The 15,921-nt window shown below is 33.9% G+C and carries 17 protein-coding genes; 12 read left to right on the forward strand and 5 right to left on the reverse strand.

All coding sequences use genetic code 11. The features are described 5' to 3' along the window. Position 1: 1 nt before the first annotated feature. The gene (locus tag AMQ68_RS21710; RefSeq protein ID WP_054512662.1) at positions 2-2,155 is read left to right on the forward strand and encodes a hypothetical protein; all 2,154 of its coding nucleotides are present in this window, start codon (positions 2-4) and stop codon (positions 2,153-2,155) included. Between the two features lie 53 nt (positions 2,156-2,208). On the opposite strand, the gene AMQ68_RS21715 is transcribed toward AMQ68_RS21710, so the two are convergent. From AMQ68_RS21715 to AMQ68_RS21730, 4 genes are all read right to left on the reverse strand, one after another. Continuing rightward, a complete protein-coding gene (locus tag AMQ68_RS21715; RefSeq protein ID WP_054512663.1) occupies positions 2,209-2,817 on the reverse strand; it encodes a DUF4126 domain-containing protein in 609 nt (202 codons plus the stop codon). Positions 2,818-2,973: 156 nt separating this feature from the next. Beyond that, entirely contained in the window at positions 2,974-3,357 is a 384-nt protein-coding gene (gene rnpA, locus AMQ68_RS21720) for a ribonuclease P protein component (protein WP_054512664.1), read from the reverse strand. 118 nt (positions 3,358-3,475) lie between these two features. Beyond that, positions 3,476-4,201, reverse strand: a complete 726-nt coding sequence (locus AMQ68_RS21725; protein WP_054512665.1) for a ThiF family adenylyltransferase — start codon at positions 4,199-4,201, stop codon at positions 3,476-3,478. Beyond that, positions 4,194-4,820 (reverse strand): TatD family hydrolase, encoded by a 627-nt coding sequence (locus tag AMQ68_RS21730; RefSeq protein WP_054512666.1) that lies wholly within the window; start codon positions 4,818-4,820, stop codon positions 4,194-4,196. The genes AMQ68_RS21725 and AMQ68_RS21730 overlap by 8 nt, the downstream gene beginning before the upstream one ends. A gap of 99 nt (positions 4,821-4,919) precedes the next feature. Between AMQ68_RS21730 and AMQ68_RS21735 the strand changes: the two genes are divergently transcribed. The 9 genes from AMQ68_RS21735 (at position 4,920) to AMQ68_RS21775 (ending at position 14,332) form a co-directional block, all read left to right on the forward strand. Beyond that, positions 4,920-5,549, forward strand: a complete 630-nt coding sequence (locus tag AMQ68_RS21735; protein WP_054512667.1) for a TetR/AcrR family transcriptional regulator — start codon at positions 4,920-4,922, stop codon at positions 5,547-5,549. A 103-nt stretch (positions 5,550-5,652) separates the two neighbouring features. Then, positions 5,653-6,648: an outer membrane protein assembly factor BamD gene (locus AMQ68_RS21740; RefSeq protein WP_054512668.1), complete on the forward strand. Its 996-nt coding sequence runs from the start codon at positions 5,653-5,655 to the stop codon at positions 6,646-6,648. Between the two features lie 42 nt (positions 6,649-6,690). Then, the gene (locus AMQ68_RS21745; RefSeq protein ID WP_027378789.1) at positions 6,691-7,014 is read left to right on the forward strand and encodes a DNA-directed RNA polymerase subunit omega; all 324 of its coding nucleotides are present in this window, start codon (positions 6,691-6,693) and stop codon (positions 7,012-7,014) included. A gap of 120 nt (positions 7,015-7,134) precedes the next feature. After that, positions 7,135-8,340, forward strand: coding sequence for a bifunctional phosphopantothenoylcysteine decarboxylase/phosphopantothenate--cysteine ligase CoaBC (gene coaBC, locus AMQ68_RS21750; protein ID WP_054512669.1), 1,206 nt, complete (start codon positions 7,135-7,137; stop codon positions 8,338-8,340). A gap of 36 nt (positions 8,341-8,376) precedes the next feature. Next, positions 8,377-9,288, forward strand: coding sequence for a DUF4835 family protein (locus tag AMQ68_RS21755; RefSeq protein WP_054512670.1), 912 nt, complete (start codon positions 8,377-8,379; stop codon positions 9,286-9,288). Positions 9,289-9,364: 76 nt separating this feature from the next. Beyond that, positions 9,365-11,014, forward strand: coding sequence for a DNA repair protein RecN (locus AMQ68_RS21760; RefSeq protein WP_054512671.1), 1,650 nt, complete (start codon positions 9,365-9,367; stop codon positions 11,012-11,014). Positions 11,015-11,172: 158 nt separating this feature from the next. Then, positions 11,173-12,639: a DUF5687 family protein gene (locus AMQ68_RS21765; RefSeq protein WP_054512672.1), complete on the forward strand. Its 1,467-nt coding sequence runs from the start codon at positions 11,173-11,175 to the stop codon at positions 12,637-12,639. A gap of 1 nt (position 12,640) precedes the next feature. Then, a complete protein-coding gene (locus AMQ68_RS21770; protein WP_054512673.1) occupies positions 12,641-13,363 on the forward strand; it encodes an ABC transporter ATP-binding protein in 723 nt (240 codons plus the stop codon). A 33-nt stretch (positions 13,364-13,396) separates the two neighbouring features. Then, entirely contained in the window at positions 13,397-14,332 is a 936-nt protein-coding gene (locus AMQ68_RS21775) for a Dyp-type peroxidase (protein ID WP_054512674.1), read from the forward strand. A gap of 72 nt (positions 14,333-14,404) precedes the next feature. Here the strand turns inward: AMQ68_RS21775 and AMQ68_RS25165 are convergent, their stop codons facing one another. Further along, entirely contained in the window at positions 14,405-14,602 is a 198-nt protein-coding gene (locus tag AMQ68_RS25165) for a hypothetical protein (RefSeq protein ID WP_123905754.1), read from the reverse strand. 138 nt (positions 14,603-14,740) lie between these two features. Here AMQ68_RS25165 and AMQ68_RS21785 point away from each other — a divergent pair, with 138 nt between their 5' ends. Together AMQ68_RS21785 and AMQ68_RS21790 are read left to right on the forward strand one after the other, a co-directional pair. Beyond that, positions 14,741-15,307 (forward strand): RNA polymerase sigma factor, encoded by a 567-nt coding sequence (locus AMQ68_RS21785; protein WP_054512676.1) that lies wholly within the window; start codon positions 14,741-14,743, stop codon positions 15,305-15,307. Continuing rightward, positions 15,288-15,902, forward strand: coding sequence for a hypothetical protein (locus tag AMQ68_RS21790; RefSeq protein WP_123905755.1), 615 nt, complete (start codon positions 15,288-15,290; stop codon positions 15,900-15,902). Before AMQ68_RS21785 ends, AMQ68_RS21790 begins: the two co-directional genes overlap by 20 nt. Positions 15,903-15,921: the final 19 nt, after the last annotated feature.

Genomic DNA, 15,921 nt, shown 5'->3' on the forward strand with positions numbered 1-15,921 from the left:
AATGAATCCTAGAGTTTTAGAATTATTAAAGAACCCCAAAAATATACAGTCAGAAGATCTTAATCTTTTGAAAGAGGAGATTAATTCTTTTCCCTACATTCAAAATATCAGAGCTTTACACCTGTATGGAATTCATCTTTTTGATAAAGAAAATTATCAGAAAGAGCTTTCTACAACGGCGGCATATACAACAGATAAGAAAATTCTTTATCAGTTGATCAACGGTAAAATTCAGCAAAAGGTTAAACCCGAAATTGTTGAAGAAGAAAAGCCCGAAATTCCTAAGAATACATTCAAGTATATTTATAATAAAAGTAATTTCCCGATTAAAAGAGAGGAAATACAAGAGGAAATAACCGACAAAAAGCAAGAAGAAGCTTTTACGTTGCAGCCTCATGCCACTCCGGAAATTAAACATATTCTTGTTAATGGGGAAAGAAACCGTATTTTATTTGAAGGGGAAGAAAACTTCCTTGAAGATGATACGGTAGATACTATTGATTTGGAATCAACGCTGGAATCAGGATCTATTGTGATTCAAAAATTTGAAAAACAACCTGAAGAAGTGGTCGTTGATAAATTGGATCCTATACATGAAGAATCCGTTTCTGAAGATATTCAGAACGAAGATCAAGTTGAGGAAACAGCAGAATTACATCCTGAAATCATTATCAATGAAGAAAAGATTGATTCAGCAGTAGAGGAAGAAAAAATAGATAATGAATCTGATGTAAGTTTTCATGAGATAGAACCTGTTTTAACGGAAGAGGTTGCTCAGGAAAATCAATTAACGGAAGAAGATCAATCAAATACGGCAACAACAGAAGAGTTTGTTGAAGCCGAAGCTAAAATAGAATTTACCCCGGAGGAAATCATCAATGAAGAAGAAATTGCTTCAGAAAGTGAAACGGAAAAGGTAAACAATGAGGCTGAATTAAGTTTCCACGGAACAGATTCTTTCTTGCCAGAGGTAAAAATTCAATCCAATACGATTGATGAAACACTAGCAGAAGAAGAGATTGCTCAACCCAGCAACAAGCATGAAGATGAAATGAGACGCTTGATAGAAGAGGTTGAGAAAAAAATGAAGGCTACAAAAGTGATTTCTGAAAAGGAAGATACCGAGCCTGAAGTGGTAGGACATGAAATAAGTTTTGCTGAAACTCAATATTTTAATGTCGAAACAAAAGAAGAAAAGAGTGATTCAGAAATAGAAGTCTCAAAAGTTGAAGAAAATGTATCTGAATTAATTGGAAATAAATCTGAAGAGACTGAAACTGTTGAAGAACCCAAACAGGAAATTCAAGAGGAAAAGCCTGTAGCAGAAGAACAAACAGAAGTTAAATCTGCTTGGAAACCGATGAGTCTTGAGTCTCATGTTCCGGATTCTATGCTTAATAAATCAATTGAAATTCTTCAGCCAAAAGCTGAAATCGTAAAAGAAGAAGCACCAAAACAGGAAGAGATTGTACCTCGCGTTGAAGAAATTATTGAGCTTCCAAAGGATAATGTAGAAGCTGTTGAAGTTATTGACGAGCCTGTTAAAGAGGAAAAGATTGTTGAAACTGAAGCATTGGAAGAAAATGATGAAGAGGAAGAAGCTCCGGCATTAAATGTGTCTTTCTTCAACTCTGATATTATTTCAAGTTGGGCAGTAGAGGTTAATGAAGGGAAAGAAGAGAAAAAATCTAAAGAAGCAAAAGAAGAAATTCCTGCTGAACCAATAGCTGTAAGTCCTATGGATAGCAATGTTCCCGGATTTATCAACACTTGGCAAAGCTGGCTGAAAATAGACAGGCCTTTAGAAGAAGAAGAAAAAGTAGAGGCAGAGCAAGAATCAGAAGAGCCGGAAGTAGAAGAAATACAGGAGGTAGAACAAGAAAAGATTGAGACTAAAAATAAGGTAATTGAATCTTTTATAGAAAAGAATCCTAAAATATCTCAATTAAAAGATGAAGTTAATTTTGTGGTAAAAGAGAAAACGGATGATATTTCACATTTGATGACGGAAACGTTGGCTACTTTGTATTTTGAACAAAAATTGTACACAAAAGCAATTAAAGCATTCAATATATTGATTCTTAAACATCCTGAAAAGAAAGCACATTTTGAAGGAAAAATTCAGGATATAAAAGATGTCCGAGGAAAGAATTAAGATTAAAATAAAATATAAAAAATGCTGAGTCTCATAGATTCAGCATTTTTGTTTTATGTGTTGTGAGCTGTATTTTTTTTACCTCTTAACTTTCGCAAGGCCTTCCTGCCGTAGACAATAACGAGAACAACTAAGATAAGGGTGCAAATGGCGGCCAAAATAGGCATTGCTATGGCTAACACAGTCATTATTCCTGCTCCGGCTGTTTCAGTGGTTCCAACAACGGAATTTCCCAATCCACCTGTGGTTGCGGTAGAAGCGGCCCGAATTCCTGCAAACCCAGAGCTTATGGTTGCTGCAGTTCCTCCTCCTGCAATCAATGCCAATGCCCATTGCGGAAATGTTCCTAAGTCTGCAAACTGACTTGCAAATAAAATAGAACCCGCAACAGTAGCCATAGGAATAGAGATTGTATCCAATAAATGATCAATAAGAGGGATGTAATAAGCCAGAATCTCTGCGACGGTAGCAATTCCTGTGGTAATAAGTGTTGGAAGGCCTGAAAGCCATTCAAAATTCTCATTCATCGGGATCCAATTAAGGTAGGATGCCAGGCTTACCGCAAACATGGGAAGAAAAACTCTAAAGCCCGTAGCGGCGGCTAGTCCGATGCCAATAAATGCACTCAAGACATAAGGTAAGTAGGGAACATGGTCTAACATTTTAGTTTTCAGATTAATTGTGTCCTTTAAAGTTACAAAAAATGAGAAAACACTTTATTAAAATTTAATCTTGTATGAGTTAGGTTTAATCTAAGAGAAAAGATATGCACAAGCATCCGTGTAGATCTGTGTGATCTGCGGGAGAAAAAATGAATTTTAAGCTTTTTTCTGAGGCTGATTAGATTGGCAAAGCTTAATAAACTGTTCTTCCACATCTTGAAATTTTGCAGGCATTTCAGAAGAAACCCAAAACATCATCGCAATGGTTTTTTCTCCGAATGATTCTTTAAAAAGATCTTTGTTTAAACGGTAAGATTCTCTGAGTAATCTTTTTACGCGATTTCTGTACACCGCTTTTTTGAAGTATCTTTTAGAAACAGAAACCCCAAATTTTAGAGCTTCTACCGGTAAAGTAGGTTTATCTTTTAGGATGATAATTCTCAAATTTCCGCAGGTTCTCCATTTACCTTTTTCAAAAAGTAAAGTGATCTCATTGTCTTTTTTGAGTTTTTCGGCTCTGGGATATTTGAAATTTGTCATTTACAGCGTGTAAATATAGGCTTATTTTGAATTTTTCCCACAGGTTTCACAAATTCTCATACAGAAATTACGCATAATTAGGTGAGTTGATCTGTGAAATCTGTGGGAAAATAAATTTTTATTCTTTTTTCAATAAATGATTAATAACTTCCGAAGCAGTATATAACCCAAAAATTGCAGGCATATAACTTATCGTTCCATAAAAAGATCTTTTATAATTGGTTCCGTCTGTCATTTTCAAGCTTTCTTCATCTTGGATGTCGTTGGCAAAAACGCAACGAACACCTTTATCAATTTTCTCCTTTTTTAATCTTTTTCTTACCTGTCTTGCAAGATGGCAATGCTCGGTTTTGCTGATGTCTCTTACCATCACCTTACTAGGATCGGTCTTTCCCCCAGCGCCCATTGAGCTTACGATTTTTACCTTTCTTCTTCTTGCGGCAATGATTAAACAGATTTTTGGAGTTACACTGTCGATACAGTCTAAAACATAATCAAATTTTGCAGAGTCCAGAACTTCATCCATTCTTTCCGGATTTAGAAACTCATTGATTTTGGTTAAATTAAGGTTGGGATTAATATCTAAAAGTCTTTCTGCAACAACCTCTACTTTATGCTTTCCAATGGTTGAGTGCAAAGCAGGTAATTGTCTGTTAATGTTGGTGATATCTACCGTGTCGCCATCTACAATGGTCATGGTTCCCACTCCGGCTCTTGCCAAAAATTCTGCTGCAAAAGAACCTACTCCGCCGAGCCCGACAACCAAAATAGTTGCTTTATTCAATCTTTCCAAACCTTCTTCTTTGATGAGAAGTTCCGTTCTCTCCAACCAGTTTTTATCCATTTTTTATTGTCTCTAAATTTTCTATAATCTGTTCGTTCAATTTTTCCAATGAAATTCCCTTGAGCTCTGAAGTCTTTTTGTATAATTCTTCGAGGTTAAAATCTTCATTATCAGTTTCTAAAAAGATTCTGTCTAAAGGCGTGATTTTCAAAATTTGTTGCAAAGATAAATTATACAAAACAGGTTTTCCAAAACTCAAATAAAAATTATTTTTAAGGAGATCTTCGGCAACGTTTTGTTTTTTATTAAAACCATGAATGATCATCGGCTGTTCGGCATATTTTTTAAAGGAAATCACTTCATAAAATTTTCTTACACAATGAATAATCACTGGCTTTTTGAGTTCATTGGCAATCTTTATTTGTTTCAAAAAAACGTCCTCCTGAATTTTTTGATCAATAGAAACCAAAGAATCTAATCCGCATTCTCCGATGGCAAAACAGTTTTCATGGATGTTTGATTGTAACCAATCAAGTTGATTATTTATTAAATTAATATCAATATCTTTTGGGTGAATACCGATAGAATAGGGAATACTTGGCGGAATAGTAGTAAGTTCCGCATTATAAATTCCGTAAGGCACATTTTTCTTATGATGGTGAAAATCAAAAAAATCCATGTACAAAAATACTAACTATTTAGAATTAATATAAAATTCTTAAACGAACGTTTATAAATATGTTAAAAATTTCTTAACTTTACTCAAAGTGCACTTCACATGAAGAAAAAATTTACAGAAAAACAAATCCATATTTTAGATATTGCTGAAGAGCTGATCGCGAAAAAAGGCTACGAAGGAACATCGGTGAGGGACATTTGTTCCAAAGCAAATATCAACGTTGCCATGATTTCTTATTATTTCGGTTCTAAAGAAAAAATGATGTCTTATCTCTATCAGTACAGAGTGTTGAAGACGAGAGAAACTTTTTCAGAATTTGCAGATACCATCAAAGAAGGGAAACCGGAAATGCAAATGAAGGAAATTATTAAATATATTGTTTCTCAGTTATTTAAATATAATTATTTCCACGGATTTGTGACGCAAGAACTTCGACACACAGAAAATTTAAAAGATGAACTGCTTGATTTTTATCAATTATTTGTTAAAAAATTAGATGAAGTCATTAAAAAAGGAGTGGCGTCGGGAGTTTTCACATTTACCCCAAAACCTGAGGATATTTTGACAACAATTCTTGGGTCTACCTTGTTTGTTATTCGTAATAAAAACTTCTATGAGCTCTATGTTCCGAGTAAAAATGAGGAAACTTATGCGAAAGAAGCAGAAAAAAAGGTAAGAATGAATCTCTTACTCAGTGTTTTTGCAATTTTGGGATACGCTGCAGACTAAAATTACGTTAAATATTCATAAAAAAAAATCTATTGATAAAAAAGTTATATTTTTGCAAATTAATAGATCGGTCATATAATCCGAAAACTGTTGAATTTTTTATATGAAAAAATATATTTTAGGTCTTTTTGCTGTGGCTGTGGTAACTTCATGTGCGAGTCAGCAAGATAAAGCAATGAAAAGTGCTGATAAAAACTACATCTTAAAAGTTGCAAACGAAAATTTTGCAAAAAAGAAGTGGAAAAATTCTTTGGCTCTTTATGACAGATTAGCTAATCTGGTTGCAGGGACAGACGATTTCCCAAATGTAGGTTACAATACGGCGTATGCTAACTATTATGATAAAAATTATAAGTTGGCAGGGCATCAGTTTAAAAACTTTGCAGTAAGTTTTCCAAAAGATGCTAGAGCAGAAGATGCGGCTTATATGTCGGCTTTATGTTACTATGAAGGTTCTATGGATTATAATTTGGACCAGTCAAGTACTCAAATGGCTATTAATGAGCTACAGGATTTCTTGAACAACTATCCAAATTCTGAGAAGTCTAAAAATATCAGTACCCTAATTGATGAATTGTCTTACAAGTTAGAATTCAAATCTTACGAGAATGCAAAGCAATACTTCAGTATGGGAGATTACAAAGCTGCCAATACCTCATTAGAGAATGTATTAGAAGATTTTCCAAGTACAAAACTTCGTCCGAAAATTTATGATTATATCATGAAAGCTCGTTATGCGCTGGCTCAGAAATCTATTTATGATCTTAAAGACGAACGTATTGAAAGTGCATTGTCATTTACAAAAGTGGTTGAAAAAGATCTTCCTAATACAGAATATTCTAAAACTGCCCTGGATCTAAGACAAAAATTAGAGAAAGAAAAGAAAGATTTCGTTATTGTAAAAAAAGAAACTGAAGCTAGAATTGCTAATTTAACGGCAAGACAGAAGAAAGAAGTAGAAAAGCAGGCTGAAAAGAACAAAACGGAAGAGCAGATTAAAAATCAGATAGATGCTGAGAAGAAAGCAAAGCTGATCCAGAGGGATAGTGCGGTGCTTCAAACACCTCCACCGGCGGCGACTTTCAAAATCCAAAGATAATTCGTAAATTTGCGACCTTATAAATAAATTAATTTTCTCAAAATGAGTGTAAAAGATACAAAAGCAGAAGTAAATACTATTACTTACGATAAAGATAAGATTGAAGATAAAGTAGGTTCAATCTATGAAGCTATTGTTATCATGGGAAAGAGAGCAGAGCAGATCAATGCAGAAATTCGTACAGAATTGCATAACAAATTAGACGAATTTGCTGTTCACAACTCTACATTGGAAGAAGTTTTCGAAAACAGAGAACAAATTGAGATCTCTAAACATTACGAAAAACTTCCAAAACCAACTTCTATCGCTATCGAAGAATGGTTAAACGAAGATATTTACTTCAGAAAAACTGAAGAAAGAAAATAAAAACCAACTGGTTTTTAATAGATGAAGGTCATAAAGGAACTATTTCTTTTATGACCTTTGTTGTTTAAATGGTTTGTGAGAAAAAATAAGTATTTTAGTGTTTTAAAAAATTAAAACTACATGAGTGTTTCTGGGAAGAAGATTCTTATTGCCGTTTCTGGAGGAATTGCAGCCTATAAAATTCATTTTCTGATAAGAGATTTTATAAAGAAAGGAGCCGAGGTTCAGGTGATTATGACTCCTGATGCTGAACATTTTGTAACGAAGCTAAGCTTGTCTACGTTGTCTAAAAAACCTGTGTATACAGATTTTTATAATGAAAACGGAACATGGAACAGCCATGTGGAAATGGCATTGTGGGCAGATGTAATGATCATGGCTCCGTGTACTGCTAATACATTGGCGAAAATGACACACGGAATGTGTGATAATTTGGTGATTGCCACTTATATGTCGGCTAAATGTCCTGTTTTTATAGCACCCGCAATGGATTTAGATATGTATCAGCATCCTTCCACCCAACAGAATTTAGAGCTGGCCGAAGATTTCGGACACTTTATTATTCCTGCAGAAAATGGGGAATTGGCGAGTGGACTGATCGGGCAGGGAAGAATGGCAGAACCGGAGACGATTGCTAATGCTGTTGAAGAATTTTTTAATGCAGCTCACCATGAAAAGACGTTAGAAGGTCAAACCGTTTTAATTACGGCCGGCCCCACCTATGAAGCAATTGATCCTGTAAGATTTATAGGAAATCATTCTTCTGGTAAAATGGGGTTTTCTTTGGCTGAGGAGGCTTCAAAAAGAGGAGCAAAAGTTATTTTGATCTCAGGGCCCACTTCTCAGGTGATGAACGATAAGAATGTGGATGTATATAAAGTGACTTCTGCAAAAGAAATGCTGGATAAGGTATTTGAATTTTATGATACCATAGACATCGGGATTGCTAGTGCTGCGGTTGCAGATTACGCTCCAAAAGAAGTGGCTAAGGAAAAGATCAAAAAAAATGATGATAGCTTAACCATTGAATTAATTAAAAATCCGGATATCCTCAGAACAATGGGCGATAAAAAGACCCACCAGTTTTTGGTAGGTTTTGCCTTGGAAACTCAGAATGAAGAAGAAAATGCAAAGGGTAAGCTGGAAAAGAAAAATCTTGATATGATTGTCCTAAATTCTCTTCGCGATGAAGGAGCAGGATTTAAAAATGACACTAATAAAATAAAAATATTCACCAAAACGGAGAAAAAAGAATTTGAATTAAAATCTAAAGACGATGTCGCAAAAGATATTCTCAATTTTGTGGAGTCTCAGATTTTAAAATAATTTTAATAAATTTCCGTTCTCAATTTTTACTAGATAATGAAAAAATACATAAGTTTATTTTTACTGCTTTTCCTATTTAATCTTAGCTTTTCTCAGGAATTGCTGGCAACCGTTCAGGTGAATGCACAACAACTGGGAGGAAGTAACCAACAGGTTTATAAATCGTTGGAAAAAAGTCTTAGAGATTTTATCAATAATACAAGCTGGACAGGCAAAAAGCTTCAGAATTTTGAAAAAATAAAAAGTAATTTTTCTATTGTTTTGACTGAGAGTCCTGGTGGAAATAAATATAAAGGGAATATTGTAGTGCAGGCGGTACGTCCTGTTTATAACACGGTTTATGAATCCCCATTATTAAATGTTCAGGATCAAAGATTCTCTTTTGAATATATTGAAAATGAGAACCTTATTTTTAATGAAAGACAGTTTTCCGGTAAAAATTTAATTGATGTTATTAGTTTCTATGTCTATACGATTTTGGGATATGACGCAGATAGCTTCCAGTCTTCTGGCGGAACGCAATGGTTTCAAAAAGCACAGCAAATCGCTCAAAATGGCGAATCTCAAAATATTTATGAAGGATGGAAGCAAATTGCTGAACCTAGAAACCGTTCTCAGTTGATCAGAGAAATCATGAGCCCGAATATGGTACAGCTAAGATCACTCTTTTATTCTTATCACAGAGCCGGTTTAGATAATTTATTCAATCAGGATCAAACACAGGCGAAGAAAGTAATTTTTGATGGTTTAATGCAGTTAAAAACCTATGAAAGCAATTTTACTCAGAATTATTATTTAGATCTTTTTCTAACCAATAAAGCAGATGAGATTTTTAATATTTTCAATTCAGGAAACAACGGAGGAATTGCATTGGGTGATCTGAAACAGTTGTTAATCCTCATGAATCCAAAAAATACGGACAAATATTGGAGCCAATGGAAACAATAAAAAACTGATTTTTTCGGTCTTGAATTCTGAGTTTTAAAGTTCTATATTTGCATTACCTAAAGTAACTGCTACATCAATGCTTTCGAGAATTTACATTAAAAATTTTGCCCTTATTGATACGTTAGATGTATCATTACACAACGGTTTACAAGTAATCACTGGGGAAACTGGTGCGGGTAAATCGATAATTTTAGGTGCTCTTAGACTTATTTTAGGAGAAAGGGCAGATGTGAAATCCATCTCAAATGCAGCTGAAAAAAGCATTGTTGAAACTGAATTTAATTTAAATAATCAGTTCAAAAAATTTTTTATCGAAAATGATCTCGATTATGAGCATCAAACGATTATCCGCAGAGAAATTTCTCCTGCAGGAAAATCCAGAGCGTTTATTAATGACGTTCCGGTAACGTTGGATGTTTTAAGAGAATTATCTTCGCAACTTATCGATATTCATTCACAGTTTGAAACGTCTAATCTTTTTACGTCAGAATATCAGTTTAAAATCATTGACGGACTTTCTGAAAACAAAAAAATCATTGAAGAGTATCAACATGAATTTTTAGAATTTCAGAACCTGAAAACGCAGCTGAAGAAATTAAAAATTCAACTTTCTGAAAACAATAAAGAAAGTGACTATAAACAATTCTTATTAAGTGAATTAGAAGAATTGAATTTAGATGGTGTGGATTACGAAGAATTAAAGAACCTCCTTTCTATTCAGGAAAATGCAGGAATGATCTCAGAAAATCTGTCTCAGGTTTTATCAAGATTTCATCAGGAAGAAATCGGAATCTTATCTTTCTTTAATGAAGCCAAACATAAATTGTCAAAAATTTCTGAGGTTTCAAATAGCTTTGCAGAACTTGATCAAAGATTAGAAATATCTTTTGTAGAATTAAAAGACATCATTTCCGAACTGGAAAATGAATCTGAGAAAATTGAAATTAATCCTGAAAATCTTGCCGTACTTTCTGAACTGAATAATAAACTCAACAGTTTATTTATTAAGCATAATGTTTCTGATGTTGAAGAATTAAAAGAAATAAGAGATCAGTTATCAGGAGAGCAACAAGGTGCTTCAGAATTGGAATCATCCATTACAGACATTGAAGAAAATATTTCTAAAAAAGAAAAATCTCTTCAATCAATTTCTGAGAAACTTTCAAAGAACAGAAAGAAAAGCGTTCCTGTTTTCATTAAAAAAGCAGAAAACTTATTTAAAAAACTGGGTCTTGAAAAAGCTAAAGTAGATATTGAGCTTCAGGATACATCAGAATTTAATCAATTTGGAAAAGAAAATATTCAATTGTTGTTTCAAGCCAACTCTGGGTTTCCTTTAAAACCGATTCAAACAGCTATTTCAGGCGGTGAAAGATCACGAGTAATGCTGGCGGTGAAAAAAATCATTGCTGAAAGTGATGAGCTTCCAACGCTTATTTTAGACGAAATCGATAGCGGTGTTTCAGGAAAAGTAGCTGAAGAAATTGGAAATTTGATGCGTGAAATGTCTCAGGATATGCAGCTGATTGTTATTTCTCACTTAGCGCAGGTTGCTGCAAAAGGAAATAATAATTACAAAGTGGTAAAGCAAGATGTACGGGGGAAAACGCAATCTACGATTGTTACTTTGAGTAATGAAGAGAAGCTCAACGAAATTGCCCAATTACTTTCCGGAAGTAAAATTACTGAGGCGGCTTTAGCGCAGGCGAAAGAATTGATTGGATAATTAATTAGAACTTACTTAAATATTTAGTATTAGAAATGTCATCCTGAGCGGAGCCGAAGGAATCTCAAACTAATTAAATTTTCATCCTGTTTATATGATTTGCCTTGAAAATCTGTAACATATTTTGCATTCTACTTACTAATGTAGAAAAGTAAGCTATGTTTTTAAAGTTCCTAAGGTTAGAAATAAAAAGTTTTTTTCGCGGTACTTCTGTAGGCGTAAATCTTGCCATGAAGATTTTTCGATTTATCGGGATTCTTTATTTTATGGCATGTTTGGTAGGAGGAGCTTTTGCTGTTTTCTATTTGGTACAGAATAAGATGCATGCAGATCCTATAAAAGTAGTTTCAAAATTCATGATTATAGTCTGGGTGGTAGATTTGATTGTCAAATACATGTGGCAGGAAATGTCTACCCAAAACATTAAGCCTTTTCTTACACTGAATATCTCTAAGAAAACGTTGGTCAATTATATGTTGATTAAAACATTTTTATCGGCTTTTAGTTGGTTAAATTCTTTGTTTTTTATCACATTTTCTATCATTGCGCTATTCAACGGATACGGATTTTTGGAAGTTTTGTCTTGGTTTATAGGAGTTTCCTTACTTTTTTATCTTAATAATTTTATCAATATACTTTTCAATAATAAAGAAACGATTGCTATTATAATTGGGTCTGTATTTATTGGATTAGGACTTTTAACGTATTATAATATCATTCCGCTTCTGTCTTATTCTGAGGCATTTTTCTATGGTTTTTATACAAAACCTTATTTAATTTTAATACCCATTGTTTTGTTTTCAGGACTTTGGTGGATCTGCTTTAAACATGTTTATCAGGAGTTTTACTTAGATCAAGGATTAGAAGCTAAAAAGGAAATCGGAAAAACAGAAAATATTGCCTTTTTAAATAAATACGGTGTACTCGGAACTTTCATTAACAATGATATTAAGCTGCTAAGACGTAATAAAGTGGCCAAAGGAATTGTATTGGGGAGTTTCCTGTTTATATTCTACGGAATGCTTATGTTCTCCTCTTCAGTCTATAAAACACCTTATATGATGATGCTGATGGGGCTTTTTGTAACGGGTGGTTTTCAATTTTTATTTGGGCAAAAGGTTCCCGCTTTCGATAGTTCTTATTATCCTTTGATGATGACTTTAAATGTTCCCTACAAAGAATATTTAAAAGCAAAATGGTGGTTAATGAATATTGTAACGGGAGTTTCAATGATTATCGCCCTCTTTTATGCGTATTGGGGTTGGGAAGTATACATTACTTTCTTTGCGGCAGGATTATACAATATTGGAGTGAATTCTCAGTTTACCTTGTGGTCAGGAGCTTTTAATAAAACTCAAATCGATTTGAATTCCAGAGAAAAAAGAATTGGCCAGAAGAACAGTTTTAATATGAAAGCTTTGCTGCTATTAATTCCAAAAATGCTTTTACCGATAGCTGTTTTCGGAGCTTCAAAATATTTCTTCGGAATGACGGGAGGTGTAATCAGCATTGCTATTTTAGGATCAATTGGATTTTTATTGAGAGAAAAAATATTCGATACCATCGTAAGACATTATAAAAAAGAGAAATACAGTACGTTAGAGGCATTCAAAAACAAAGATTAATATGATTACTATAAATAATTTATCTAAAACATACGGAACTGCGACTGTTCTGAATATCGAAAATATTGAAATTCCAAACGGCGAAACTTTCGGCCTTGTCGGAAATAACGGAGCCGGAAAAACAACTTTATTCAGCTTGATGTTAGATTTAATTCAGGCTACCACAGGCTTTGTAAGCATTGACGGAATTAAAGTAAATGAATCTGAAGCCTGGAAAAGTAAAGTTTCGGCTTTTGTAGATGAAAATTTTTTAATTGGCTATCTTACTCCGGAGGAATATTTCTATTTCATCGGTGAACTGAGAGGCCAGAATAAAGCTTCTGTGGATGAGTTTTTAAAGCAGTTTCATGATTTATTTAATGGAGAAATCTTAAACTCAGGAAAATATGTTCGTGATCTTTCAAAAGGAAATCAGAAAAAAGTGGGGATTGTGGGTGCAATTATAGGAAATCCTGAAATTATTATTTTGGATGAACCTTTTGCCAATTTAGATCCTTCCACACAAATCAAACTGAAGAATTTAATTAAAGAATTATCAAAGCAGGACGGAGTGACGTTCCTTATTTCAAGTCACGATCTTTCGCATACGACTGAGGTTTGTAACAGAATTGTTGTGGTAAATAAAGGGCAGTTGGTGAAAGATATTCAAACGAATCCTGAGACGTTGAAAGAATTGGAACAGTATTTTGCAGATCAGGTTTCTACGCCGATTGAGGTTATTTAATTCAAATGTTTAAGTCTAATATTGATTGAATCCATGAGTATAGAATCACAAAACGTTACCGATTATCCGAACAGCAATACCATTTTCATGGTTTGGAAACTGAATAATAATCCGAAGGTAAAAAATGTCTTTCAACAATTGTGTGCTTTAGTTTTAAATTTGAATAATTCTGTGTTTAATAGATTTCCGGACAGCAGAGCAAGTTGCGTGATGGGAATTGGTTACGAAGCATGGAAAAAATTAGAGCTTCCAACACCAATACCTAAAGAATTAGCCACTTTTGAAGAAATTAAAGGCATAAAACATACGGCTGTTCCTACGCCGGGTGATCTTCATTTTCATTTGAGAGCAGATAATAAAAGTTTGATTTTCGATATGGCGATTGAAATTTCAAAATTGCTAACTCCTGTAGCTGAAAGTATAGTAGAAATTAATGGTTTTAAATATTGGGATGCCCGCTCGATCTTAGGTTTTGTTGATGGAACCGAAAATCCGCATGGTGATGACAGAAATTATTTCGCAAAAATTGGCGATGAAGATTTGAATTATAAAGGCGGAAGTTATCTTTTTGTTCAGAAATACCTTCATAATATGGATGCTTGGAAAGGTCTTTCAACGGAAGAACAGGAAAAAGTAATCGGAAGATCAAAAGAGAATGATATTGAAATGTCGGATGATGTAAAGCCGTCCAATTCACATATCGCTTTGGCTAATGTGGAAGGGGAGAATGGTGAAGAATTAAAAATTGTAAGAGATAATATGCCTTTTGGAAGTCCATCAACGAATGAATTTGGAACTTATTTTATAGCTTACGCAAGTACATTTACAACGACGAAGAAAATGCTCACCAATATGTTTATCGGTGATCCTGTTGGTAATTATGATCGGATTTTAGATTTTAGTACAGCGATGACAGGAACACTTTTCTTTGTACCAACGAGAGATATGCTGGATGATTTTTCAGGATAAACAGAGTGAAGAAAATATAAAAGGTCAGAATATATCTGACCTTTTTTGGGTATCAATTATTTTAAGTAGAGGTTACATCGGGTTTCCGTTATCACACATGTCAATCGGGATTAAGCAAGATGTCCCTTTGCAAGGATTTCCGCCTGCCGGTGCTTTTATACAGCAAGCATGATATCCGTTCCATTCAAGATGAATAAGATTACCGTGGCAAGTATGTCCGCCTAAAACTTCTTTTAAATTCTGTCTGTTTAATTTCTTTAGGTTTTTCATAATGGTTTGTTTTATAGTTGTTTGTAATTATTCACTAAAATAGGAAAAATATTAATTCGAAAACTTTTTTAATAAAAATATATTTTTGTGTAACCTTTTCAGGTTTACGTTGTCATTACAATAGAAACAGTTTTAAGAATGAAAATTTTGTTCGGAAATAAAAAAGAAGATTTGATAAGCCGTCTTAAGAAACAAGATCCGGCTGCTCAGAAAGTTTTTTATGAGCAGAATGTTAAGAAGTTTCTGAGCGTGGGCAAAAGCTACATCACAGACTTATATCAGGCGGAAGACTGTATCATCAAAGCTTTCTGTAAAATTTTTAAACATATTGAAAGTTTTCGGGGTGAAGGTAACCTCGAAGGATGGGCCCGAAGAATTGTGGTGAATGAATGTCTTAATTTTATAAAAAGCCACAAAACGGTTTTTTATATAGACGATATCAACCCCTCTTTTATGGTAGAAGCTCAGGAAGATGAAAGTACCGTTGATTTCGATGCTCAGGAACTTTTAAATCAACTTCCGGATGCTTACAGAATGGTTTTCAACTTGTATGTTCTGGAAGGTTATTCACATCAGGAAATTTCCGAGACATTACAGATCTCTTTGGCGGTAAGTAAGACGCAACTGTTTCGGGCTAAAGAGAAATTAAGAGTACTTTATCTTCAACAACAAAAAACAAAGAGAAATGAGCATGCACAGGGATAATTTAGAACATCAGATAAAAAAACAGATTGAAGAAAGAGAAATTACTCCTTCAAGAGATCTGTGGTCTGAGATTGCATTACAGAAAGAGCAGAAACCATCCGGATCTTATATGACCTGGGTTTGGGCTGCGGCAAGTATTGTTCTGGCTTTTGGTTTGGGATTCGTTCTTTTTTCAAATCATTCAGGGAAAGAAAAAATTCAGCATATAGAAATTGCAGACATAAAAAATAGGCCGGCTCAGGAAAAATCTCTTGAAGATGTGGCTGAAAATGTTGATCCTGTATATGCAGATAAAAATATAACTCCTAAAAACAAGCCTGTTTCAACTAAAATCATCGATGAAGTTCAGTCATCTAAAGTTTTAGCAGAACAAAAACAAATACTTCCGAGAAAAGAAGGTGCACAAATAATTGTTCCACAGCTTCCTAAAATTAAAGCGGAACAAATTATGGCTCAGGTAGATTCTTCAAAGGTTCCTACGAAAAGGAAAAAATATGTAGATCCTTCCACATTGCTTTTTTCAGTAGAACATAAAGATGTGATTGAGAAAACGAAAGAAAGCAACGTGGCAAGCGTTGATTTAAACAGAAAATAAAACTCTTTTAACTATAAAA

This window comes from Chryseobacterium sp. ERMR1:04 (genome assembly GCF_001297705.1).
Lineage (GTDB): Bacteria > Bacteroidota > Bacteroidia > Flavobacteriales > Weeksellaceae > Chryseobacterium.